The organism is Oceaniferula marina (assembly GCF_013391475.1).
Classification (GTDB): domain Bacteria; phylum Verrucomicrobiota; class Verrucomicrobiia; order Verrucomicrobiales; family Akkermansiaceae; genus Oceaniferula; species Oceaniferula marina.
This window is the reverse complement of the sequence record NZ_JACBAZ010000008.1, coordinates 229,827-255,228: the sequence shown is the minus strand read 5'-3', so window position 1 is coordinate 255,228 and position 25,402 is coordinate 229,827. Positions and strand designations below refer to the sequence as shown.

Sequence of the window (25,402 nt, the reverse complement as noted above, 5' to 3'; positions counted from 1 at the left end):
GAACCCCCAATCAGCCTACGAATATGGACGCCTGCTTGCCGAAGAAATGCTTGGCGAAAAGCGCCATTGGATCCTTGGCCCTGGTGTTAACCTGATGCGAACTCCACTCTGCGGACGCAACTTCGAATACTTTGGTGAGGATCCCTATCTGACTGGAAAAACAGCGGTTGCCTACATCCAGGGCGTGCAGAGCCTTGATATAGCAGCCTGCATCAAACATCTCGCCGTCAACAATCAAGAAAACCACCGTTACCTCTCTAGCTCCAACGTGGACGAGCGCACCCTACGTGAGATGTATCTGCTTCCTTTTGAGATGGCCGTGAAGGAAGGCAAAACCTGGAGCATCATGTCAGCTTACAATCGTGTTAATGGCGTTTACGCCTCAGAACACAAGTGGTTACAGGAAACAGTGGCAAAAAAGGAATGGGGGTTTGACGGAGTGATGGTTTCAGACTGGGTCGCTGCCCACAACGCCAAGGCATGTGCTTTGGGAGGGCTTGACCTTGAAATGGGAACCAGTCTGTTCGGCAAAGAAGATGGCCTTGTCCATCTGGTAAAGACGAGCCAATTACCGATGTCCGTGCTAGACGACAAGGTTCGCCGCATGTTGCGTCTCATGCTGAGAACCCACGTAATCGACCCGCACATGCAGCCCAAAGGCTCAGTCCAAACTCGGGCGCATCAGGACACTATCCGTCGTCTGGCAGCAGAGGGTATGGTCTTGTTGAAAAATGACCGCAAGGTGCTGCCTCTTAACCCCACCAAGATTAAGAAACTTCTTATCGTCGGACCGAATGCAGCCAAAGAACATCGTGGACAGGGAGGCTCCGGAGGCGTGATGTCCCCTTACGAAATCACCCCCCTTCAGGGCATCCAAAATGTTCTCGGTGACAAGGTCCACTACGTCGCAGGTTACACCTATGAGGGGACATCTGTTATCCCTTCCTCCATGCTCAAACAACCTAACGGCAAGCCGGGTCTGATGGGAGAATACTGGAACAACAAGAAATTCAAAGGAGAACCTGTAGAGCGAGCACCATCACTGGCCATCAACTTCCGATGGGGCAAGGCCATGTTTGGTCTACCTTCCGTGCCAAACATGCCAACCAACAACCTCTCTGCACGCTGGACAGGTAAATTCATATCTCCTCTCACAGGCAAAGCCAAACTAGGAACCTGTAGCGATGATGGATCACGCCTCTGGTTAGACGGTAAACTCGTGGTCGACCAGTGGGGAGACCACGGCAAACAAACCGTGATGCAGCAAATAGATCTAGTTGCAGGTAAGGAATACGACATCAAGATCGAATACTATGACAACGGAGGAGACGCCTCACTCCAACTCGTCTGGCAGGATCCTACGCAAAACTCCGAGGCCGCCATTGCCGAGGCGAGAGATGCCGATGCCGTCATCTTCGTGGGAGGAACCCATCACGGCTATGACAGTGAAGGCGGATGGGGGCAAAATACACACGACATTCCTAACCTAGAACTCATCGGACCACAGGCTGAACTCATTTCCGAGCTAGCTAAAGTCAACAAAAACCTCATCGTCGTCCTTGTCAACGGCTCCGTCGTTCGCATGGAACAGTGGATTGATCAGGTTCCTTCCGTTCTGGAGGCATGGTATGGGGGGCAGGAAGCCGGAAATTCCATTGCCGACCTCATCTTCGGAAAAGTAAACCCAAGCGGCAAACTCAGCGCAACCTTTGGCAAGAAGCTCAACGATTACGCCTGCCACGCCAAAGAAACCTACCCTGGTAAGCTGGGTCCTCTTTCCGCTGATCCACACACGAACTACACAGAGGGGATTTTCTTCGGCTACCGTTGGTTCGATCAACAGAACATCGAGCCTCGCTTCCCATTCGGGCACGGGCTCAGCTACACCACCTTCAGTGTGAAAACTGTGGGTGTCCGTGTGGTTGACGCTTCCACCAAGTCACCCCATGTGAAAGTGGCGGTCAAAGTCACCAACACAGGAGATCGCGAGGGCGCGGAGGTCGTGCAACTCTATGTTGGCGACAAAAAATCCTCCCTCGTCCGCCCCGAGAAGGAACTAAAAAGATATCGCAAGGTGTTCCTCAAACAAGGTGAATCGAAGACAGTCATCCTGGAGCTGGATTTCCGCTCCTTCGCCTTCTGGGATCCATCCACCAAAGAGTGGCAGGTCGAAGCCGGAGAGTTCCACCTCATGACCGGTACATCCTCCAAGGATATCCAATCAACCAAAACCATCACACTAGAATAACAAAAGAACCTCTTCTCGCAAAACAACATGCAGAAACCATGAAAAAAGTACAAAACATACAAAACAGAAAAGCACTGCTAGTAGGAGCAGCAGCAAGCATCGCAATGGCACTGACCACAAACGCAGCAACTTCTATATCCGTCACTCTCCAGTCATTGGGCGGCGTTGATAATGACGGAGGTATTGATGACTCATCTGAAGCTACAGCCACAGTCAATAATTTGACGGCTGCAGGGTTGACACCGTCCTTCATTTGGGGGGGAGGAGACGGAACCCCAGACCCCGGGGGGCATGCCTCGTTTGAGCGCATCGAATTCAGCACAACTGGCGCAGTTTTTGGTTTGGGTAGCTCCAGCGATAGCGGTCGCAACTACCTCTCCACCATCCAGAATGACTACCACACGGCAAATTTCACAGCGACGATTGAATTCACCATCAGCGACATAGCCAACCAGAACGTCTTCTTCGGCATGGGCACGGGTCAACTGGGAACATTTAGTTTGCCTGACTATCAAACTGGAAATTCAGCAGCAGTTGTCGAACTAGCAAATGGTAACACAGGAAATACATTCTTGTTCAGTTCCATAAGCGAAGACTTCGGCGACAATCAAACCAACATGACCGGTGTGTCATACGGCCTAGGAACCCACCTTGCAAAAATTTCCTTCAGCTCATCAGCACAAGAACTCACATTCAGTGTCGATGCCAATAATGATGGATCTTTTGAAAGCTCTCTCACGCGTGATGTATCCTCTCTGATCGGCACTGGTGGCTGGGGAGACACCGATAATGCATCTATATTCTTCGGTGGCGACGACGGCGTGACGTTGGCCAATTTTAATGTATCGGCAGTTCCTGAGCCATCCTCCGCAGCCCTTCTTGGCCTTAGCGCGCTTACCCTCATACTTCGGCGCCGTTAGTAACGTCATAAATTGACGCACTAAAATTACCGTTCATTCGTATCAAGTAACGCCCCATGCCACTTGCAAGGCATGGGGCGTTTATTTCTCAATTCAATCCCTTCGTCGTCACCGTCGTGCTCGAGCCGCCTATATGCATGCCGCCAAACAGCAAGATAGCCAACGATGTCTGGAACTCCTGTATCAACAGATGTCCGAACATGCCGAGTGGCAGCTCAGTACCGCCTGTGCGAATGATCCGCAAAAGAAAGCCGCAGCTGAGGCATTGATGGCCCATGCTTTTGGTGGCGGGCAACCGCCGGAGGTGAGTGAAGTGCAAGGCTTGTGGGAGCTGTGCAAGGGCCCGAAGCGCAAACAGGAAAGCGCAGACACTCTGCAGCTCAATCCTGGACCAAGCCAATAGGGCTGGACATGTCATTCATAGGTTATCTTGAGGGGGTGAAGTCACGCCCACTTCGTTTAAGCTGCAAAGCCGCAAAAAGAAAATTGTGTTGGTGTCTTTGTGCCTTTGCGTGAGATAAAATCGTCTAAAAAATCGAAAAAGGTGCAAATTACACCCTTTTTTACACCCTTGGGATACATGTGGGATCGGTGGAGTGGTGGTAATTTTAAATCGTCCTGAGGGAAGCAATCATTCCCCGGGTAACTACAACGAACCAATTAAACAACAAACCATTAGAAATTAAGAACTATGAAAACCACAACAAAAAGTATCGTCCTCGGCCTCCTCGTCCTCTCCAGTTGCTCACTCTACGGAGACACGATCGGACAGCAGAACCGGGATCATCGTCAGGACAATCGACAGGAGCACCGGGGTGATCGACAGGATAACCGGGGTGAGCATCAGGACAACCGTCAGGATCATCGCGACAACCGTCAGGACAGCCGTCAAGATCGCTTCTAAATCGAAACAGTCATAATTACTTTATCAACAAACAATAAAATCAATTCTTACGAATTACCACCACCAACAATATTATGAAAACATCACAAATACTCATCAATTCCATGCTCGGCCTTACTCTTGGAAGCGGCATGCTTCTCGCGTCAGACAATAAAAATACCTCAGGTGTGACCGATCTGGTCAGTCAGGGTAAACTCCTTCAAGTAGACAATGAAAACTATCCGTTCGTAGAAACCCATCGTCAGATGGCGATTACACAAAAGAATGCCGGAGGCGTGAATAAGTTTGATCACAAGCGTGCTGTGCCCAGTGTAGAGAAACAGCCAGTTATCCGTATGAACCGTGATACGCTTTATTCGATGGCTATTGTTGATACAACCAAGGGGGCATATATTACATTGCCAGACACAGGAGACCGTTATATTTCCTTGATGTATTTGGACGAAAATCACCGCGTGTATGATATGGTTTACAGCCCTGGAAAACACGAGATTCCGTCTCACTCTGACCATATGTATGCCTTGGTTCGTATCGGAGTGAAGTCGGGTGATGTCAAGGACCTTGCTGAAATCCACAAGTTGCAGGATCAGATCCAATTACACGCCAATAGTTCGACCCCATTTGAGCCGGTTACATTTGATAAGCCATCGTATGAGAAAACCCACCACGGTATTTTGAAGGATTTTGCTGAGTCCGGATTGCTGGATACTGAGAAAATGTTTGGCACGGAGGACTATGTGGATCCTGACAAGTATCTGATGGGGACAGCCATTGGTTGGGGCGGGGCTACCTGGAAAGACAACATTTATCAGTTTTCCAAGTTCTTTAATGGCTTTGAAGGTCGCTCCACAACCTTTGAAGATCCTAAAAATGAAGGAGGGTTCTGGTCCATCACGGTCTATAACAAAGAGGGATTCATGTTTGATAAAGTGGCTAACATTAACTCCGAGACAGCTGTGAAAAATGCCGACGGCACCTACACCGTGCACTTTGGATGTGAAGGTGAAGTAAATAATATTCCGATTAAAAACAGCACCGGAAGCTGGAATGCAGCAATGCGTCACTACACTCCTTCCAAAGTCGTGTTTGATGGAAGCATCGCTCCGCTTGAAACAATTAAGCTTGTGAAGTAAATCCAGCGCCTTACAACTTTTGTTGTAGTAATACCAGCGGTCATGGGAGCGATTCCATGGCCGCTTTTTTATTAATCGGCAGTCCTGGTCACACATGCTAGCGAGAAGGAGAATTTGCGAGAAATAGTCAAAAAGGTGCAAATTACACCCTTTTTTACACCCTTGGGATACATGTGGGATCGGTGGAGTGGTGGTAATTTTAAATCGTCCTGAGGGAAGCATTCGTTCCCCGGACAACTACAACGAACCAACTCAACAACCAACCATTAGAAAATAAGAACTATGAAAACCACTACAATAAGCATCGTCCTCGGCCTCCTCGTTCTCTCCAGCAGCTCACTTTATGCTGACTCGCTTCGCAAGGAAATCCGACAGGAAGTAAACAAAGAAGTCCGTGATGAGGTTCGCAAAGAGTATCACGAGGAGTTCGATAAAGATCACTACAAAAAATATGATGACCATCACGGGAAACACCACAAGAACGGTCACGATAACGGCAAAAAGAAAGGCCATTACAAGAACGGTAAAAACGGCAAAAACCACAAACATAACAAGTAAGAACTCTTCCAATCAATCAAACCAATGAACCAATCAAACCGATGAACAAGACACTTAAAAATATCAGCCTCGTAACCTTCTTCACTCTTTCCTGTGGATCGCTTTATGCAGACACCGTGGGGCAGCAAAACCGAGATGGCCGTCAGGAAGGTCGCCAGGATCACCGCGAAGACCGTCAGGACGGGCGGGACGCTCACCAAGATGCTCGTCAAGAGAACCGTCAGAACTAGGAAGCCCTCTCCGTCAGACTTCATCACTATTACAAACCACAGCGATGTTTCAAATCCCCCTAACACTCAAAATGTCCTCTTCTGCAATTTACCGCATTGCAGTGAGAGGTCAGTTGGATGCCGGCTTGGCTCGGCATTTTGATGGACTCAACCTTAGCGAGGAAAAGCAAAGTGATTTGCCGCCGATTTCCATTTTGGTTGGCCGCTTTGTTGATCAGGCCGCATTAACCGGCCTTCTTCATTCCCTGTATGAACTGCACCTACCGCTGGTTTCCGTGGAGTGTGTGCTGGTGGAGCCAACGTAATTCGTTCTTGTCTTTAACGGCGTATTTTCAACATCAAATCAAACCTACTCTATCTATGAAACATATCATCTATCCCACATCTGCATTTGTCGCATCTGTGCTGGCTACTACCTATCCATCCATGGCTCAGGCCGAGCCTCAGCAAAATGGAGGGAGTATTGTCAATACCCAGGTCAATCTGGATCCTCCACCGATCTTCTATAGTGACACTCCATCCGTGATAGTGTCATTCATGGGTGAACCTGTGATGGAGCCTGTCAAATCCGGAGATAATTCTCTGATGTTTGCGGTGAATACGAACTGGGATGTTCTGTTCGATACTTCATCCGGTGGCTATTTTCTGCTCGTTGGAGACCATTGGTTGAAAACCCAGGACCTACTCAAAGGGGCGTGGGTGCCTGCGCGCGAACTTCCGCAGAGTTTCAGTCAGCTTCCCAACGATGAAAATTGGTCGGAGGTTAAAATCCGACTCAACACGACCAAGGGTCCCAGTGAGGCTCCGAACGTGTTTGTTTCCGATCAGCCGGCCGAGTTGATACAAACCGAAGGTCAGCCTCACATGTCACCGATCCCGGGAACCGGATTGCTTTATGTTAGTAATACCGAGGATGATTTGTTTTTTCTTCCGTCTGAAAAAAGTTACTATTATTTGACGGCTGGCCGTTGGTTCCGTGCCACGGCGCTGACCGGGCCATGGACGGCTGCTACGCTTGATTTACCTGACGACTTTGCAAAAATTCGTTCGGATCATGTCAAAGGAAGTGTTTTAGTATCCGTGCCCGGCACATCCCAAGCTGAGGAAGCTGTTTTGTTAGCCTCCACGCCACAGAAAGCCACAGTGAGTCGTGACTCGGTGACGCTGGAAGTGGTCTATGACGGAGAGCCTCAGTTTGAGCCGGTAGTAGGCTCGGACAATCTGATGTTCGCCGTGAATACGAGCTACGATGTATTCGAGGTCTCCGGCCAATATTACGCCTGCCATCAGGGGGTCTGGTTCCAGGCTGCATTGCCAACCGGAGAATGGATGGTATGTGATAATGTTCCGACGGCGATCTACTCTATCCCCGAGGAAAGCCCGAAATACAATGTCACCCATGTGAAAGTTTACGAATCGACACCCGAGACCGTCGTTGTCGGGGCCACAGGCGGTTATTCAGGTGCTTACGTCGCCAGAGGCCTGGTGGTGTTCGGTCTGGGTTACTGGCTCGGTCATGAAGATGGTCATGATCACCATTATCATCATCATCACCCCAAGCCATGTTGGTATGGTTATGGTGGAGGCTCCCATTACCATCATGGTTCAGGATATGTAGCTCGTGGAGGCTATCGTTATGGTCCCCACGGGGGCGTAGGAGCCGTCGCTGCTTACAATCCACACACGGGGGGCTATGCCCGTGGCGCTTATGCCTACGGACCAAGGGGTGTAGCCGCTGGAAAATCAGCTTATAATCCATGGACCAATACAGCAGCTGGACGTGTTGGCGCAGCTACGCCTTACGGGTCCTGGGGCCGCTCCGCCGTAGTTCGCGACGGAGAGTGGGCTCGCACTGGCCATCGTTCTAATGCTAACGCGACAGCTCGTGCTATACAGACATCGAAAGGTGGAGAGGCTATTCGTGTCAATCGGAAGTATGGCTCTGATAAATTCCTCGGGAAAAATAAAGACGGTGATGTCTTTGTTGGAAAAGATGGCAACCTCTACCGTCGTGATGATGGCGGCTGGCAAAAACGTAGCGATGGTGGTTGGCATGGAGCTCCCGGAATTCATCCTCCGAGCCAGACTGTTCATCGCACAGGGCAACATCACGCCCAGCGCACTACGCAGTCAGTGAGTCGCCGGACATCGACGACGGTCCAGCCGAAGTCGACAAGGATTCAGCAAACACCTCCCAGTGTTTCATCGAGACAGACGGTAACCCGTCGGAAGACAACGACGGCACAGCCATCCTATCAGGGGAGTGTGAACCGCTACTCCAAATCGACTCAGGTGAACCGTCAACAGCGTCAGTATTCTTCGAGCACGCGAAAGAGCTCAAGCCGCTCTTACAAACAGAGCTCGGGAAGAACAAGTTATTCAAAGTCGACTCGATCCAGATCATCCGGAGGCAGGGGGCGCAGACGCTAAAGGAATCGTTTTTTTCATAGTAAGGGAAAGCGGCTGCGGGAGAGGTCCCGTGGCCGCTTTTTTGAAGCGGCAGTATCAGCTCGCGAAGGATAGCGAGAAGGAGAATTGGGTAAAAATAGTCAAAAAGGTGCCAATTACACCCTTATTTACACCCTTCGGATACATGTGGGATCGGTGGAGTGGTGGTAATTTTAAATCGTCCTGAGGGAAGCAATCATTCCCCGGGCTTCTACAACTAAACTACTACAACCCATTACTATTATGAACAATACCGTTAAAAACATCGTCGTCAGTCTCCTCATTCTTTCTGGTAGCTCACTTTATGCTGACACCGTAACCAAAGATAATCGGGATAACCGTCAGGGAGACCGCCAAGAAAATCGTGATGGCCGGCAGGATAGTCGCGAACAAAACCAAGATGACCGCCAGGGTAATCGTAATTAGTCCGTCTCCTACCCAAGCTCTAGCAAAACTGAAATTACTACAAACCATTCAACAATAAACCATTAGAAAATAAGAATGATGAAAACTACAACAAAAAACATCGTCGTCAGCCTCCTCGTCCTTTCCAGCTGCTCCCTCTACGGAGACACCATCGGACAGCAGAACCGGGATCACCGTCAAGATAAGCGACAGGAGCACCGAGGTGATCGACAGGACAATCGGGGCGAGCGCCAGGATGATCGCCAGGACCACCGAGACAATCGTCAGGACAGCCGCCGTGACCGCTGGTAAAAATTGAGCTCTTGAAAGAAGACGAACTCAGCCCCGTCGTTGAGAACACGCTCAGAAAGATGCGTAAGCTCAATGGTGTTCTTTTAGAGTCAACGAAGCGCAACGGTCACGGGATATTGGTTCCGTGGCCGTTTTTTCGGTGTGCCTCTCGCTTCTATTTGCCCGCTATGGACGGCGGTTGCAACGAGTCTGGCGGGCTTGCCGCAGCCAGACTTGAAACCTATCCGGGGCGTCACTGCTGATGGATTTGGATACGATGCAAGCTCCATTGGTCTTGATCGTTTTTCTTCCAAGTCAGGGAGGCCAGGCAGGATTCCTTGTATTCCTCGCCTCTGGTATCGGTGACGAGCAGATCGAGGCTGGCGGTGACTGTGGCAGAGGTGCCTGTTTCGTCATCGATTTCTATCTCCATGTCGGAGAAAATGGCAGATGCCGAACGGCAATTGTGCACCAGCATGTGGTGCGCGCTGAGCATTTCATCTTTGCTAAAGCTATCGGAGAGCCGTGAGACCTCGACACTGCCGATCACTTCATTCGACAGCAGGCCGGCGAGATCCTTGGTTTTCAGGGCTCGGGCACCTTTGCCATCGGCCCGTGCCACGCTGGCGGTTTCGGCCAAGGCATGGGTCTTGCGTTTGATTACCTGGGTGTCGCTAAACCACCAAAGCAAGACGGCAACCACTGTGGCGAAGACGGCGGCGATGATAAAATTGCTTTTGGTCATGATAGTAAACTTGGGCCTGCAAACGGGTGGCGTCAAGCCAACCCGCACAAAAGCGGTGCCGAGCTCAGCTCATGCCATCACACACCGTCTGTCTCAGAGCCAGCGGGCGGCGTCTTTGGCGAAGTAGGTGAGAATGATACTGGCTCCGGCGCGTTTGATGCCAGTTAGAGATTCGAGGACGATGGCCTTTTCGTCGAGCCAACCGTCTTGGCTGGCGGCTTTGATCATGAGGTATTCACCGCTGACCTGATAGGCGGCAACCGGCAGAGTGGTCGACTCTTTGACCTTGGCGATGATATCGAGGTAAGGGCCTGCAGGTTTGACCATGATCATGTCAGCTCCCTCGTCTTCGTCCATCATGGTTTCCCGGATGGCTTCCCTGACGTTGGCTGGATCCATTTGGTAGGTTTTTTTGTCTCCGGCCTTCGGCTCGGATTCAAGCGCTCCACGGAACGGACCATAGTAGGCTGAGGCGTATTTGGCGGTGTAGGCGAGAATGGATACATCGGTATGGCCCTCGGCGTCGAGGGACTCTCTGATCGCCAGAACCCGACCATCCATCATGTCGGAGGGCGAGACAATATCGGCTCCGGCCCGGGCGTGGCAAAGTGCTTGCTGGCAGAGCACGGCGACGGTGTCATCGTTGACAATCTCGAGATTGCCGTCTGAGTCCGGTCGGACCAGTCCGTCGTGGCCGTCCGCATTGTAGGGGTCGAGGGCGACGTCGGTGATGACGCAGAGTGAGGGGTGGGCTGATTTGAGAGCTTGAATGGCACGTGGCACTAGGCCCTTGTCATTGTAACTCTCCTGGGCCTCACTGGTTTTGAGATTTTCGGCGATGGCCGGGAAAATCACGACGGCGGGGATGCCGAGTGCGTGGGCTTCTCCAGCTTCCTTGACGAGCCCCTCGAGCGACCAGCGGGTGCATCCCGGCATGGAGTCGATGGCTTCATCCGTATCTTTGTCATGCACAAAGAGGGGGTAGATAAAATCGGCTGGCGACAGCGTGGTCTCACGAACGAGATCACGGACGGCAGGGGACTTGCGGTTGCGGCGCGGACGAATCATGACCTTTTTTAACCACGGAAGACTCGGAAGGCACGGAAATTTTTTACGATAAAATCTTAACTGGCTGCATCTTCAAATGAGTTTAGCATTTCGTATATGAAACCCCTGATGCCGTGGCTAGGCTGGTGACCTTGGCATCATTTCGATGGCCCTGGTTTGGAGGCTATGGCCGTTGTGGACTATACAGATTTGAAACAGGCGACTTATCGCTGATGACATATCTAGTTTGAATGCAGCAGCTCAGAGGGCAGGTTTCTGATATGGATTTGGTTGTTATCTTCACTCAGAGTTAAGAGCGTATCTGTTGGAGCGTGATAAGAAATGCGTGATGTGCCATGAGGTTGGCTAAATAATTGGCTGTCGCGAATCTTGAACTCAGGGAAGCCTGTAAGTTGTCCCATCTGCTGGCGTGATTTGTTGGCGATGATGGTTAATACTGCAGGTTCATTGCGGCTTGATTCGAAGCTCATGATATATTCGCCTGAAATTTCGGGAATCAGGGTGGAATTATTGTTGGAATTGACCGACCAGGATCGTTTGGTGGTGACATTAACGGATTTGCCTGTGCTGAATATGGAGTCTCCGCTTAGGTTGAAATAGGCGGTGGACTCGCTATTTGTATATTGAGAGAAAGCGTATTTGGTATAATTCATCGGTCCATTTTTTTGAACTAAGGTGTTACCTATGAGGATACGTGAGTTATCCATTGTGCTCGCTAGCTGGTTTACATTGTTTCGGGAACGATAGTTCAGTGTGCTGGTGGAAAATTGACCTAATGATATTGGGGAACTTAGTTTCAGTGAGTCCGTTTCAATCTCAAACAAAACGAGTTGATTGGATGTGGTTTCAAGAAATGCCACGGGTGCAGAGCCTCCCGCAAGTCCCCGTAGGGGGAGGGTGGTAGAGCTTGAAGCGATCTGGATAGGTGAAAGGTCCTTCAGATTGCGTTTTTCAAGAATGTTACCATTGGTGTGCCACAGTAACAGAGCGTTTGGAGTGAAGGCTGGCTCCAGTGGTCCCGTGGATGATGAGTAGGACGCGGTGATAGAGCGTGTGCTGAAGTCAAACAGAGATATCCGGCGGTGTTTATTGCTGACGATCACTGCTTTGTTTTGATGAGGTGATGTAAGAATGCGGTCAATGCCGTCGGGAAAGTTGAGGGTGCCGGAGATGGGGATTCCATGGGCTTTTTTATGATCGGAGCTTTGAGTTAATATGGAGACTGGGTTGCCTAGTACGCGGACTTCAATGTTAAGTTCTTGCCCTTTGACTGATAGCTTAAAATTGGCTTTGTCTTCGATGAATTCGGCTGGGACGTTCCAAGAGATGCCATTGACTGAATCATATTCTGCCAGTTCAGGGCCTTTCACCCACTGGATGTCTTTTGCTTCTATTCCGTGAATAATAGGAGTAAATGACCAAGATTTTCCTCGTCTTGGAGAGTGCGGGGTATTGAGTAATGTCGGCAGAGAAAGTTTGGCTGATAAATTCACCTGTGGCACATTTTCCAACGTGATGGACTTATCCCCGATGGATAGAAGGTTTGATTCCTCCGGGAGGAAGATTAAGCGAGGAGGCTGGAGATGAGTCGTTCTCTCGGATTTTGCTTTAATCATCAGGGGCGCAGCACTCGATGCTCCTGTATAGACGGTTGCTTCTGATTGGTCTGGATTTGCCAAATAACGAAAGTGAATGCTTGATGCAGGGACTGTGCGTTGACTTGGGAGGTTGATGGCTAGCATTCCGGGGGCTGATGTCGGAATGAGAAGATCCGGCCGCTTCTCAAGCTTGAGTCGTTTTTTTTCTTTGTTATCAAATTGGCTGATCTCGGTATGATAATAGATTTTGCGATTCCCCCCGACTGTTCCAGTTGTATGGTGTTTGATCAACCAACGTTCACCGAGATCAATGAGTAAACAGCTCTTCGGACTAGAATGTTTAGCTGAAGATTGAACGGTGCAGATGGTATGCCCCTCGCCATCGGGTGATGAAATCACGTTGGCGATATCATAGGGGGGGGTGCCTTTGCTACTGGTTGGCCATGAGATACTTGAAAGGCCAGCCTTTGATGCATTTTGTTCATCGTTGATAGGTTGCTTTAGTGGGGTTAGTTTTTCGGCATCGAGCAGGGTGATTCTCCCAGAGGTGACAATCACCAGAGGTGAGTTTGTTGCATGTGAGCCTGCTGAGAGTGCGAGAACAGGCCCGCCTGAGGGTAAGGGCACTTCTTGAATCAGTTTTAGTGATGGTAACTGATAGGATGAGACTAGTTGGTCGGTCACAGTATATAGGTGTTGAGCATCGGCGGTAAATGCGACATGATCATTGGACCATTCGATTGTTTTACCCCATTCAAAGGTTTTGGTGTTGAGTAATCTTAGTTTTTTTCCGTATTGAACGACTAGGATTTGACCACATTTTGCTAAGCTTGTCTTTTTGATTTGCTCCGGGATTTGCTTGTGATGGACGGGGGGGCAAGCAATTGACTCCTTGAACAGATTATTGTTTTGGTTGGCTGCAAGAGTGATGCTGTTAGTGGATCCCCATTCGGGAATGATCATTTTCTTTTCGTTGATAGACAGCCTGAAGTCGAATTCATTGAAAATGATCCAGTTTGCCTCTGAGCTTTCACGATAGGCAATGATGGCCTCAAATTCGGTTTCTCCTGTATTTGAGAGTTCCGACATTTTGGCTGAACACCGGTAAGCGTTCGATGATGAGCTATGGTGAAAAGAAGAAGATGCGATGGCCTGATCAATGTCTTTATTCAGTTTTCCTTTTGGTCCAAATCCAATTTTGATTTGAGGTTTGAGAGTTAATTCTTGAGGGACTGGTATATGAATATTGAGGCTTGTTCGATTACTGTATTCTATCTTGAAATAGGCTGTTGGGTTCCCGAGCTTGATTTCATGCATTCGGGTGATTTCTCCATAGGGTGTTATTTGTAGTGTTTTATCTGAGATTCGTGCGAATGCACTACCTGGAATAATGGCATAGGGGGGAGTTGGTCCATTACTGCTGACGGTGTAATCTGCAGACGCAGTATGTGGTTCTGCGCTTACTTTCATGGGGGCTATAATAGCCTTTCGATGGGGAGGCGTCGGGAATGATGATCTTGTATTTGATCGAGATCTGCTTAAGTAAACACCCTGCTCTCTAGCTTTGGCTCTTACCTCCAGTAGACGTTTTGCGAGATCCGATCTATTTTTTGATAATTCGCGAAATTGCTCATGCTTTCCATTGCTTGTTCTTTGTCGTGATCGATCCTTTGAAAGCTCGTACATTCTTTTTTGAATGAGTTTTAATTCGTCTTGAATGGATTGATATTGCTCGTTGAGTTCTTCTGATAAAAGAATCTCTTTTTGCCGTTGTTTGTCAACGGGCTCCTTGTTGATAGACGCTTCCCATTGAGCTGTGAAAATAGAGACGATTTTTTGCGGCTGTCCCTTAACCGGATCCTTTAGAAAGGACCGCATAGGGCCAGAATAGTCATGGGGTAATTTTGCAATATATAGATCTCGCTTTTTGTTTTTGATGAATATTTTACAGGACTTCCAGCGACTTTTATCAGCATAGGAGAGATAAGCGTAAACATATTGATTGCTCAGTGGTCTTGCTTTGAATGCTATATGAGGGGAGTTGTTGTGGAGATAAATGAGACCGGGGACGACGGAGCTTGAGTTATTGCCGATTGCCACCGGAGCCAGATATCGAGAGGGGGGTGGTGGTGAGTTTGGCGCTTTATTGTTGTTGGCGTTCGTTGTGGAGGAGGGGGGCGATGTGGACTCTGGCTGAGTATTTGGTGCCGAAGATAGAGCCGAAGACTTTTCTTGGGAATTGTTTGATGGAGAGTGTTTTTCTTTGCAGGATAAGCTAGCTAGACAAACAACTCCAACGGCCAAGCAAAATCTCAAATTCATGATGAATTAAGCAAAATGAGATTAAACCAGAAGTAAAGATAACAATTAAGATTTACATGCAATTCTCCTGGAATAGGGTGGACTCACATAAGTGAGTTCAAGTTGCTATGATGATTGTTTCAATTCGTTTTTTGAGAGGGGGTGCTCGTTGTGTTTTGTTTTGCCTTGCTAGCTGTTTGATCGTTGGCCCGATTTCGGCCCAATCGAGTCACACCGTTAATTCCGTTAAAAAGGCAACAGCTTTCGTCAAAGTGAAACAGACTGGAATGCAAGGGTCAGCCTTTTGTATTTCGACACAAGGGTATTTTGCTACATGCGCTCATGTGGTGGACGGGGTTGCTGAAGGAGAGAATGTGACATTGGTTCTCAATTCAGGTGTGGCCTTGGAGAAAGAGGTTTTGGCACTGGTGGTGAGAAAATCACCCGAACTTGATTTGGCTATTCTGAAAACTGATGCGAGGGAGGCTCCGGCCCTTAAATTTGGATCTCCGTCGAAGTTAAAAGAAACCGAAGCTATCATGGTTTCAGGCTTTCCTTTGGGAGATGCTCTAGCTTTTGGTAGAGATAACCCAGCGGCGACAATCAGTACGGGTAAGATAACATCGGTTCGGTCTGATGGAAAAACGGTTGGGCGCATACAAATAGATGCCAAGTTGAATCCTGGTAATTCAGGCGGACCCGTTGTTAACAAAAAGGGTGAGGTTGTAGGCGTTGCCGTGTCTACCATTGTGGGATCAAATTTAAATTTCGCAATTGGGACAGATCATTTGAATTTGCTGATTAAGTCGGCACGGGTGGAAGTCGATAAGATCGAGCCTATTAGTTATGGGGATCGGGGGAAGCCTCTCGAGGTTGGCTTTGAATTGGATTACCTGGTGCCTAGTAGCAGAAAAACCTCGGTGAAGGCGTATTTCCTAAGTCGGCAGATGGATGATCGTGAAATTAAGGTGATCCACTTGGGAGATTCTAAGTTCAAGGTCAGAGGCGTTCCTGTGACGGGGCATTCTCAGGTGGATTCCTATTCTATTCGAGCGAGTTTTATCCAGTCATCGGGAAGATATACCCATACCTCGACGACAGCCATTTGTGACCAAAAAGTGACGGTGGGGGTGCACCAAATGATGCTGTCAGATATCAGCATGATTTTACCTTCCAGACAATTGGTTTTGGGGCATCAAGGACAGGAATACCGAGGTGTGATTGTCGGTCTTGAGTCGATTCAAAAGTTGAATGATCAGCGGAAGACTCCTATAGCCATGAAAAATTGGCATGCGATTGCTTTGCGACCAGTCAGGTTAGCCCGTGAGGCGTTAGGACTTAAGGTTGTAGTGAAGGATGAGGCATATACGTCACAACAGACCGTGAATGTTCCTCTTGTCGGATCAACATCAAGTTTGATGTCTCAGGGCAGCCCGTATAGTTCGGGGTTTGATCCTTATGCCGGTAATCCGGAATTGTTTGCTCAAGACAAAAGGGAAATATTGTTTGATGGTGAAATTTATGATGTGGCGTGGGGCGCGGGAGGGCGTTATCTGGTGGCAGATATCAGGAGCCAAAGGAAATTGGTGGTTGTTGATTGCGCTGCCGGCCAAGTCCACGGTGAGATTCCATATGGGGCAGAAAACGTTACTTTTGGAGCTGGAGCCAGACAGCTATTAATTGCGAAGGGGAATCGGGTACAGCATTGGGATTATGAGCCGTTGGCAAAATCCGGACAATCTGCCCCATGGGTATCAGGGCACATTTTGGGGCTGAGTGTGGGAGCTGGAGCATCGCAGATTGTAGGTGTTTATTATGATGCGATTGAATCCGCTGGAATGTACCGTTTTGAATTCCGGGATTTTAAAACTGGTAAGCTGATCGCTATCGATCCCCCTAGTGCGGGATTAACCAAAAATTTACATTTTTCATCATCTCTGACAGGACATGCATATGGAGCCTATACCAACGCTTATAGCTCTTCTGGTAAGACCATGGTCTATTACTCTGGACAAGGGGGAATGGCCAAAGGGGAGTATGGGGGCAGTGGTTGGTTAAGCCCTGATCCATTAGGGCAATACTGTTACACTTCCTTTAAGGGAGCTGTGTTAGCTGGGTATCAACAAAGTTCTCAGAGAGGAACAATGAAGCATCCTGCATTTATCCCTACTACAATGACGGGGCTTGTCTGCCAGGTTCCTATGCCTGACAATGGGCGGGAGGCTCATCAAGACTTGTCATTGGGGCTATATGATGCTCTGCGGCATAAAAGTATTCTTGAAAATGCCGTTGATTTGCCGGAGTTTGACCAGAGTCAGCTAAAGTTTAAATTCAGCCAAACCCCTGAAGATCCTCTGACATGGAATAAACGTTTTTTTTACAATGCTCATCTCGGTTTGTTATGCACCGTTCCTTTGGATAATCGGACGTTGATTGTTCGAAAATTTGATTGTTGGCAATATTTGAAATCCAAGGGCGTCGATTATTTATACCCGTTGACTTATCTCCCTTCGCTCGTCTCGGTGGGTGATCAAGTCACGGTCACACTCAAAATGGCATCCTCGTCTCAGGCTCCATTACAATATGAGTTGGTCGAAGGGCCGGATGGGATGGTGCTTACCCGTGAAGGGGTAATCACTTGGGCTGTCGATAAGTCTGCTGCTGGTATGACTCACCCTGTCTTGATTAGGGTGCGAGCTGAAGGTGGGGGAGAGTACCTTTTACAGCACAAAATTTCGAGTCAATAGCTGAGATCGTTGATTATTGAGTGAGTTCATACCCGTCCGGGTTGTCTTTGATCGTCCAGCCAAGGGCTGCCAGTTCGTCGCGGAGTTGGTCGGAGGCTGCCCAGTCTTTGTTTTGTTTGGCTTGCCTGCGGCGTTCGGCGAGGTCTTGAATATCGGCTGGGATGTCGGTATTGGCGGCCTCCTCGATGGCTGGGAGCTCAAGACCAAGGGCGCTGAGCAGGCTGTCGAATGCTGCGAGGTTGGCAGCGGCTTCTTCACCGGAGAGTTTTTGGGCAGCTTTCAGTCCTGAGAAAAGATGCCCCAAGGCTGCCGGAGTATTGAGGTCCTTGTTCAGCGCCTCGAGTGCGGGGGCGAATGCTGAGCTCCGAATGTCGGCCTGAATGTTGGATGAGTCACCTCCAGCCGATGCGAGGGCCGCACGGCCTTTGGCGAGTTTTTGCAGTGCCTCCTGAGCGGCGTGTAGGGAGTCGAGCGTGAAGTTCAGCTGTTTCCGGTAGTGGCCGGAGATGAGCACGTAGCGAACCTCCATGGCGGAGTGTCCTTTTTCGGCGAGATCATCGATGGTGTAGAGGTTGCCGAGTGATTTCGACATCTTCCCTCCGTCGACCATCAGGTGGGTGATGTGGAACCAATGGGCCGCGAAGTCCCCGCCGCAGGAGCACCGGCTTTGGGCGATTTCATTTTCGTGGTGGGGAAAGACGAGATCCACGCCGCCGGAATGGAGGTCGAAGTTTTCACCGAGGTATTCTTTGATCATGGCGGAGCACTCAAGGTGCCAGCCGGGACGGCCATCGCCCCAGGGGGATGACCAGTAGTTATCACCATCTTCGGGCTTGCGTGATTTCCATAGAACGAAGTCGGCGACGGAGTCTTTTTCATACTCGTCGGCATCGGCGCGTTGGTTCTGGGTTTTGCCGAGATCGAGCTCGCGGGTGTCGAGATGGGACAGTTGACCGTATTCTGGGAAAGAGGAGACGCTGAAGTAGACCGAACCGTCACCGGATGGGTAGGCGTGTCCTTTTTCGATGAGTTGTTCGATCATCGCGATCTGTTGAGGGATGTGTTCGATGGCGCTGGGTTCGATGTGCGGCGGCAGGCAGCCGAGAGCCTCGCAGTCGGCGTGGAACTTCTCGGTCCAGTATGAAGTGAACTCCTTGAGGGATTTTCCGGATGCCTGGGCGTCGCGGATGGTTTTGTCATCGACGTCGGTGATGTTGCGCACATGCAGGGTGGGGGTGCCTTCGGTTTCGAGCACCCGGCGGAAGACATCGTGCATGACGAAAGTCCGGAAGTTTCCAATATGGGCCGGACCATAGACGGTGGGGCCACAGCAGTAGAAGCGGAAGGTTTTGCCGTCGATCGGGGAGAGTTCGCGTTGCTTGCGGGTCAGGGTGTCGTGGAGTTTCACAGTTATGAGTTATCGGTTATCAGTTAAAAGGAGTGAGGTGGATTAGCGGCCCTGGAGAGCCGTCTTGAAGCAATGATCGCTCGGGCTTTGAAATGCCCGTAAACCAAACTCGGGAAGCACCGAGAGCAGATGGTCGAAGATGTCGGATTGGATGCCTTCGTAATGAACCCAGCGGTTGTCGTTGGTAAAGATATAGAGCTCGATGGGGATGCCGTGATCGGTCGGTTGGAGTTGTCTCACGAGTAGGGTGTGTTGGTCATCGATTTTCGGATGATTTTTCAGGTATTGCTCGCAGTAGGCTCGGAAGGTGCCGAGGTTGGTGAGCGCGCGTGCATTTACTGGGTTATTTTTTCCTTCCTCTGGCTGGGATGTGTTCCATTCATCGATCTCTTTTTGTTTTTTTGCGAGGTAAGGTTTGAGCAGATTGATTTGCTGCATTTTGCTGAGCATGCTGTCGTTGAGGAAACCTACGGTGGACATGTCGATGTTGATGGCCCGCTTGATCCGGCGCACCCCGGAGTTACTCATACCACGCCAGTTTTTAAAGCTGTCGGAGATGAGTGCGTAGGTCGGGATGGTGGTGATGGTCATATCCCAGTTGCGCACCTTGACGGTGGTGAGTGCGACTTCGAGGACGTCTCCATCGGCTCCGAATTTGGGCATTTCGATCCAATCGCCGCGGGCAACCATGCGGTTGGCAGAAAGTTGGACTCCGGCGACAAGCCCGAGGATGGAGTCCTTGAAGATCAGCATCATGATGGCCGTCATGGCCCCCAGACCGGAGAAGATCAGGACAGGGGATTTATTGAGTAGGGTGGAGATGATGAAGATCAGAGAGGCGAGGACCAGAATGATTCGGATCACCTGGATCAGGCTCTTGATCGGGAGTTCCCGGGAAACTTCATACCGCTCGTAGATGCGTTCGACGATATTGAGCAGGGAGTTGGCTGCAAGGAAGGACAGGATGATGACGGTGACTCGGGCTGCGACCTGGACCAAGTCTGCAAAAAACGGGTAGCCCGCATGTTCGGTGGTAATCGCCAGCGGAGCGGCGTTCCAAATGATCACGGTGGGGACGAGTAAGGCGACCCAAGTGAGGAGTTTACTCTGCAGCAGTTCGTCATCCCAGGTATTCTTGGTTTTGTGCACCACCTTGTTAACGACCCGGACCAGAATATTGCGGACGAGATAATACGCCAGAGCCGCCAGAGCCAGAACGAGGGAAAACAAAATGGCGTCGACCAGCAGCCCCTTGATCAGGCCGAGATCTGCGTGATTGAGATTGAAAAACTGTTTGGACAGTTCGTTATGCCATTCTTGCATGCAGGATGAGTTGCCACAATCGCTGCCGTGGTGCAAGGGTAATGCGCTTCGATCACGGTGGCGGAGCTCCCTCCTCCTTGATTTTCCAGATTGAAGTTGTTCGGGGATTGTGCAGAGTCCGGCTCAGATGAAATTTTTGATGAATCTTGTTTTGGCTTTGGCTGTGTTGATGCTTGCGAGCTGCATTGATGGGGAGGAAGAGGTGTTTATTCATGCGGACGGGTCTGCGAAGATGCGTGTTCAGTACACGGTGCCGGGCATGATGCTTTCTGATTTGGAAGCGGACAAGCTCGTAGAGATCGTAGACAAGGCCGTCCGAGAAAAAGCGAACCTGTCTTTGGTGACCAACCAGGTGCAGAGTCAGAAGGGTCAGAAAATCATCAACATCGAAATTGATGCCGAGAATGTGATGGAACTCAATGATCTGTTGGATGAGGAAGAAACGGGTGAAGATGGTGAGGAACCCACCAAGGCGGGTAAGATCTTGCAGGCCTTGCTTGGAGAAATGCAGGTGTCGCTGGACGGATTGACTGCCGGAGTGGACCGGAATGTTGATCTGCAGCCGCTTTTTGACCAATACCTTGGAAAAATGGGACCGTCGGTCCTCGGCGAGTCTGAATTTCGCTATACCGTGCACTTGCCCAAGGCCGCGGAAACCACTAATGCCCATCAGTCATTAAACGAGGGGAGGACCCTCAAATGGGGGTTCAAGCTGAGAGAAACCAAGCAACATCCGATACACATGCAGATGCGGGCTCCGGTGCCACTGCCGTGGTGGGTGTTTGCGGCTCTTGCCGTGGTGGTTGTACTCTTGGTTGCAGGGATTTATCGCCTGATTCGAAAATCGTGATAAAAAAGCATTGCATCGCGGCGGGATTTCGGCTTTTTTCCCCGCGTCGCACCGTTTCCGATTATCGGAGCAGCGCAAAAAGCCAGGAGATACGCAGGAATAGCTCAGCGGTAGAGCATCTCGTTTACACCGAGGCGGTCGGGGGTTCAAATCCCTCTTCCTGCACCATCCCCCCAATCCATCTAGGCTTGGGGCTTTTTTATGTCTGCGAAGTAGGCCTGTGTTTGAGAACCCTTGATGGGGGGCGTTTGTTTTCAGGGGGCTTCGTTTTATTTTTGTCCCGGAAGTTTGATGTTGTCTGGAATTTCGAAGGTTTTGATGCGGGAGTTGTGGCCTTTGATGAGTTTGACTTTCGATTTCGGGATGTTCAGCGAATCGGCCAGGAAGGAGGTAAGCGCTTTATTGGCTTTGCCATCGATGGGAGGGGACTGGATACGGATGCGCAACACCGGACCGATCATGGGGGCGTCTTCCCAGCCTGTGATTTCGTTCTGTTTGGCGTTAGGGGTGGCTTTAATACGGAGGATCATGATGGCATGGATGATGGCAAAAAAGAGTGTGAGGGTGGGGTGCATCACTGGCCAGGGCGCTTATACTGGCTCCTGCCTTGTGATGAATGATTGATAGGATCGATGATTCGGGAGAAAAAGTCGATTTGATTGGCTCGCTATTTTTTGATCTTATGCGCAGCATGACGAAGATGAGTGAGTCAGCAGGAGATCAAATGCCCACACGGCGAAACTGGGCATCGTTTTGGAGTTTGTTGACCTTGCAGACTCAGAATGCGTTCAATGACAAGGCGGCGCAATTTTTATTGATTCCCCTGGCCGGGGCGTTGGTGTTTGCAGCGAAGGATTCGGGGCAGGAAGTTGGGTTTTTGGGGCAGAACATGGCACATGTGCTGGGAGCCTTGATTGTGTTACCCTTTATTCTGTTTGCTCCGGTTGCGGGATGGTTGTCGGATCGTTTTAGCAAGACGCATGTGATACGTGGGACCTTGTGTATGCAATTGGCTGTGTTTGCCTTGATTGTGTGCGCGGTGGGTATGCAGAGTTTGCCCTTGGCGGTGTTGGGTTTTTTCTTGTTGTCGGTGGAGTCGGTCTTGCTGAGCCCGGCGAAGAAGGGGATCGTCAAGGAGCTTGTGGGACACAGTCGCTTGGGTTTTGCCAGTGGGGTTCTGGAGATGTCGGTGATTTTGTCGGTGTGTTTTGGGCAGATTATTTCCGGGTGGTGGTATGATGCCAGACGTATAGACGGGCATGGGATTTGGGAAGCGGCGCATGGTCCGCTGATGATTGTGGGGACGGCGGCCTTGGCGAGTTTGGCATTGAGTTTTGGTGTGGAGAGGGTCAAGCCGATGGGGAAACGTCCCTTTTCTGCTGGGATTTTGTTTGAGCATTTTGGTCAATTGAAAGACCTCTGGCATGATCGTCGGATTCGGCTGAGTAGTGTGGGTATTGCCTTTTTCTGGGGTTTTGCCGGGTTTATCAATTTGGCGGCGATCCAGATTGGATCGGATTTATCCGGCGGTGGTGGTGTTGGATTTGGTAGTGAAAACTCCTGGCTGATGTTGGCTGCGAGCGGGGGGATTGCTTTGGGAGGGGTGCTTGCTTCACTCATTTGTAAAAGGAAGATCGAATTGGGTTTGGTTCCGGTCGGAGGGGCGGTGATGGTGCTGGGTTCTCTGGCCTTGGCTCTGGGGCCGATTGAGCGGGGCTGGTTGATGATTTGGATGGCGATTGCCGGTGGTGGTGGTGCGATGTTGTTGGTGCCATTGAATGCCTACCTTCAGGACGTTTGTCCTCCGGAGAAGCGGGGGCGGGTATTGGCAGGCTTGAATTTGTTGGATTGTTTGGCCGGTTTTGTTGCGGTGGTGGCTCAGTTTGCGATGGTGCATTTCGGTGTTTCCTATGGGCTTCAGTTTGGGGCTCTGGCTTTGGTCTCGGTGGTGGTGAGTTGTTATTCTGCCCGCATCTTGCCACAGCAGTTGGTTCGCTTTGTTTTGTTGGCACTTTTCCGCTCGGTTTACCGGGTGAAGACGATGAATGCCGAGCGGATTCCTCGTCAGGGGGGCGTGATGTTGGCTCCGAATCATGTTAGTTATATTGATGCCTTTATCCTATCGGTTGCCTGCCCAAGGCCGATTCGGTTTGTGCTTTTCGATGAGTATTTTGAGCACCCAACCGTGGGCCGCTTTGTCCGATTGTTCGATGCGATTCCGATTTCGAAAACCCGGGCAAAGGAGGGACTCCGTCTGGCTTCGGAGTCCCTCCGGGATGGCGAGGTCGTATGTATTTTTCCGGAAGGACAACTCACGCGGACGGGCTCGATGAATGCCTTTATGCGCGGGTTTGAGATGATTGCCCGGCGGGCAAAATGTCCGGTGATCCCGGTGGCGATGGATGGCTTGTGGGGGTCTATTTTTTCCTTTGAACGGAACCGTTTCATCTACAAAAAACCATACAGTCTTCAGTATGGCGTCAGGGTGAACATCGGTGAACCCATGGATGCCAAAGCGGCTACGGCCGAGGCTTTGCGTGTGCAGATGGGGGAGCTTCGGAGCGAGGCTATGTTGACGCGCCCGTTGCTGCAGGATCAGAAGCAATGGACGTCTTTGCCCTACCAGGTGTTGTTTGCTGCCGACCCTCAATATCTGGAGCAGGCTTGCGCTGTGCAAGGAGAGGCAACGATGGAACAGGTGGCCAATGCCTTGCAAATGGCGGATGTGAATGCGGTTACCCGCGGGGAGGTTGTGATGGTGGATTGGGATGGGTTCAGTGGCGTGCGGGATTTGGTTGCGGTGATGTATCCGCTGGTTCAAGGGCTCAAGCTGGTGATTGTCTCGGGCTCACAGAGTGGGGAGGAAATTGAGGCGTTGGCCGGAGAGCACGGGGTGAGTGCTTTTTTCGGGGGGGAGCGCTTGGCCAGGATTTGGCAGGACCGGCAGTTGCCGGGAAATTGTTATGATTTTTCCGAGGGCGCCTGCGAGCGGGCCGGCGATCAGAGTGGGCGCTTTGCGTTCCCTTGTCTGGTTCGCGGGCGTTGTGTGATCTCGATGGCCTTGCCGGACCCCAAAGCTCAGACGCGGATCAACGATCATCAGGACGGACATCGCGCCGGGACATGGGGGCGGGTGTTGCCCGGGTTTGTAGCTCGGACATCCGACACCGGACTGAAGATTGCCGGGCTGTCGTTGCCCGATGATAAGGTGGTGTTAGAAGATGCTGGTGTTGATGACAGTGGATTCGTTCAGTATTGATGAAAAAAAACACGCAGCCTGTTAGGGCTGCGCGCTGGTGGTGAATCTCGGACCAGGGGGAAGGCTTGGTCTCGTTAGCTGCCGGTGGAAGTTGAGGCCATAAGCGGAGGATTGAGGCCAATCCTCCCTACCGGGGAAGAATGGTTTAGAGCTCGGTGGATGCCGGTTGGTCGATGTAGAAGACCGCATTGTCGTGCTCCTGAAGGTAGGATGCTGAGACGATGTCGTTGACCGGTCCTTGCACGGCTTTTTGCACGATGGATGCCTTACCTTCTCCCCAAGCCATGAGCACGATGCGTTTGGCTGCGAGGATGGTTCCGCATCCCATGGTGATGGCCGCGGTGGGCACGTTGTCGATGCCATCAAATGCAGGGGCGGCATCTTCGCGGGTGATTTCATCGAGGGTGATAGCACGTGTCAGGGAGTCTTTGGGTGATCCCGGTTCGTTGAATCCGATGTGACCGGTGCGTCCGATGCCGAGGATTTGCTGGTCGATGCCTCCGGCGTCGATGATCGCCTGTTCGTATTCCTCGCAGTGTGCCGGGATCTCAGCGTCGGAGACGGTGCCTGAGGGAAGATTGATGTTTTCAGGTTTGATGTCGATGTGATCAAAGAGGTTGTGGTGCATGAAGAACCAGTAACTTTCTTTGTGTTCGCGCGGCAGGCCGGCGTATTCGTCGAGGTTGAAGGTGATGACGTTCTGGAACGACAGTCCCTCTTCTTTGTGCAGGCGGATGAGTTCCTGATAATAGCGGATCGGAGTTGCTCCGGTCGCGAGTCCGAGAACGGTGGGCTTGCCTGCGGCATCGTTGCTGCGGATCAGTTCGGCGGTTTCGGCAGCGAGTTTGGCGACTGCCAGCTCCGGGGTATCAAAGGTTTCGACTGGGATCTTGTTCATGGCGGATGCCTTTTAGCGTGAAAGCCAGCGTTTTCAATAGTGATTTATCACGAGGGAGGGGGTGATTT

The 25,402-nt window shown here is 50.7% G+C and carries 21 protein-coding genes and 1 tRNA gene; 15 read left to right on the top strand and 7 right to left on the bottom strand.

The window, feature by feature from the left end; all coding sequences use genetic code 11:
- The 11 genes from HW115_RS16610 to HW115_RS16560 all read left to right on the top strand — a co-directional run.
- Positions 1-2,248 (top strand): beta-glucosidase (locus tag HW115_RS16610; protein ID WP_178934065.1); only part of this gene is annotated, 2,248 nt, incomplete at its 5' end.
- A 38-nt stretch (positions 2,249-2,286) separates the two neighbouring features.
- Positions 2,287-3,168, top strand: a complete 882-nt coding sequence (locus HW115_RS16605) for a PEP-CTERM sorting domain-containing protein (RefSeq protein WP_178934064.1) — start codon at positions 2,287-2,289, stop codon at positions 3,166-3,168.
- A 133-nt stretch (positions 3,169-3,301) separates the two neighbouring features.
- Complete coding sequence (locus HW115_RS16600; RefSeq protein WP_178934063.1) at positions 3,302-3,571, top strand: hypothetical protein; 270 nt, start codon at positions 3,302-3,304, stop codon at positions 3,569-3,571.
- A 288-nt stretch (positions 3,572-3,859) separates the two neighbouring features.
- The gene (locus HW115_RS16595) at positions 3,860-4,072 is read left to right on the top strand and encodes a hypothetical protein (RefSeq protein ID WP_178934062.1); all 213 of its coding nucleotides are present in this window, start codon (positions 3,860-3,862) and stop codon (positions 4,070-4,072) included.
- 74 nt (positions 4,073-4,146) lie between these two features.
- Positions 4,147-5,205: a DUF1254 domain-containing protein gene (locus HW115_RS16590; protein WP_178934061.1), complete on the top strand. Its 1,059-nt coding sequence runs from the start codon at positions 4,147-4,149 to the stop codon at positions 5,203-5,205.
- Positions 5,206-5,487: 282 nt separating this feature from the next.
- Positions 5,488-5,763: a hypothetical protein gene (locus tag HW115_RS16585; protein WP_178934060.1), complete on the top strand. Its 276-nt coding sequence runs from the start codon at positions 5,488-5,490 to the stop codon at positions 5,761-5,763.
- Positions 5,764-5,804: 41 nt separating this feature from the next.
- The gene (locus tag HW115_RS16580) at positions 5,805-5,993 is read left to right on the top strand and encodes a hypothetical protein (protein ID WP_178934059.1); all 189 of its coding nucleotides are present in this window, start codon (positions 5,805-5,807) and stop codon (positions 5,991-5,993) included.
- A gap of 71 nt (positions 5,994-6,064) precedes the next feature.
- Positions 6,065-6,298: a DUF8691 family protein gene (locus tag HW115_RS16575; RefSeq protein WP_178934058.1), complete on the top strand. Its 234-nt coding sequence runs from the start codon at positions 6,065-6,067 to the stop codon at positions 6,296-6,298.
- A 55-nt stretch (positions 6,299-6,353) separates the two neighbouring features.
- Positions 6,354-8,423 (top strand): hypothetical protein, encoded by a 2,070-nt coding sequence (locus tag HW115_RS16570; RefSeq protein ID WP_178934057.1) that lies wholly within the window; start codon positions 6,354-6,356, stop codon positions 8,421-8,423.
- Between the two features lie 261 nt (positions 8,424-8,684).
- Entirely contained in the window at positions 8,685-8,867 is a 183-nt protein-coding gene (locus tag HW115_RS16565; RefSeq protein WP_178934056.1) for a hypothetical protein, read from the top strand.
- 75 nt (positions 8,868-8,942) lie between these two features.
- On the top strand, positions 8,943-9,158 hold the full coding sequence (locus HW115_RS16560) for a hypothetical protein (protein ID WP_178934055.1): 216 nt from the start codon (positions 8,943-8,945) through the stop codon (positions 9,156-9,158).
- Between the two features lie 232 nt (positions 9,159-9,390).
- Here HW115_RS16560 and HW115_RS16555 read toward each other — a convergent pair whose 3' ends face one another.
- The 3 genes from HW115_RS16555 to HW115_RS16545 form a co-directional block, all read right to left on the bottom strand.
- Positions 9,391-9,882: a hypothetical protein gene (locus tag HW115_RS16555; protein ID WP_178934054.1), complete on the bottom strand. Its 492-nt coding sequence runs from the start codon at positions 9,880-9,882 to the stop codon at positions 9,391-9,393.
- Between the two features lie 93 nt (positions 9,883-9,975).
- A complete protein-coding gene (hemB, locus tag HW115_RS16550) occupies positions 9,976-10,950 on the bottom strand; it encodes a porphobilinogen synthase (RefSeq protein ID WP_178934053.1) in 975 nt (324 codons plus the stop codon).
- 221 nt (positions 10,951-11,171) lie between these two features.
- The gene (locus HW115_RS16545) at positions 11,172-14,870 is read right to left on the bottom strand and encodes a hypothetical protein (protein WP_178934052.1); all 3,699 of its coding nucleotides are present in this window, start codon (positions 14,868-14,870) and stop codon (positions 11,172-11,174) included.
- 107 nt (positions 14,871-14,977) lie between these two features.
- On the opposite strand from HW115_RS16545, the gene HW115_RS16540 reads away from it, so the two are divergent.
- On the top strand, positions 14,978-17,596 hold the full coding sequence (locus HW115_RS16540) for a S1C family serine protease (RefSeq protein ID WP_178934051.1): 2,619 nt from the start codon (positions 14,978-14,980) through the stop codon (positions 17,594-17,596).
- Between the two features lie 13 nt (positions 17,597-17,609).
- Here HW115_RS16540 and cysS read toward each other — a convergent pair whose 3' ends face one another.
- Positions 17,610-19,010: a cysteine--tRNA ligase gene (gene cysS, locus HW115_RS16535; RefSeq protein WP_178934084.1), complete on the bottom strand. Its 1,401-nt coding sequence runs from the start codon at positions 19,008-19,010 to the stop codon at positions 17,610-17,612.
- Between the two features lie 36 nt (positions 19,011-19,046).
- Entirely contained in the window at positions 19,047-20,327 is a 1,281-nt protein-coding gene (locus tag HW115_RS16530) for a mechanosensitive ion channel family protein (RefSeq protein WP_178934083.1), read from the bottom strand.
- A 139-nt stretch (positions 20,328-20,466) separates the two neighbouring features.
- Between HW115_RS16530 and HW115_RS16525 the strand changes: the two genes are divergently transcribed.
- On the top strand, positions 20,467-21,177 hold the full coding sequence (locus HW115_RS16525) for a hypothetical protein (RefSeq protein WP_178934050.1): 711 nt from the start codon (positions 20,467-20,469) through the stop codon (positions 21,175-21,177).
- A gap of 93 nt (positions 21,178-21,270) precedes the next feature.
- A tRNA-Val gene (locus HW115_RS16520) sits at positions 21,271-21,345 on the top strand.
- A 101-nt stretch (positions 21,346-21,446) separates the two neighbouring features.
- Here HW115_RS16520 and HW115_RS16515 read toward each other — a convergent pair.
- On the bottom strand, positions 21,447-21,752 hold the full coding sequence (locus HW115_RS16515; RefSeq protein ID WP_227021596.1) for a DUF167 domain-containing protein: 306 nt from the start codon (positions 21,750-21,752) through the stop codon (positions 21,447-21,449).
- A gap of 41 nt (positions 21,753-21,793) precedes the next feature.
- On the opposite strand from HW115_RS16515, the gene HW115_RS16510 reads away from it, so the two are divergent.
- Positions 21,794-24,436, top strand: coding sequence for an MFS transporter (locus tag HW115_RS16510; protein WP_227021595.1), 2,643 nt, complete (start codon positions 21,794-21,796; stop codon positions 24,434-24,436).
- Between the two features lie 145 nt (positions 24,437-24,581).
- On the opposite strand, the gene nagB is transcribed toward HW115_RS16510, so the two are convergent.
- Positions 24,582-25,334, bottom strand: a complete 753-nt coding sequence (gene nagB, locus HW115_RS16505; protein ID WP_178934048.1) for a glucosamine-6-phosphate deaminase — start codon at positions 25,332-25,334, stop codon at positions 24,582-24,584.
- Positions 25,335-25,402 lie beyond the last annotated feature (68 nt).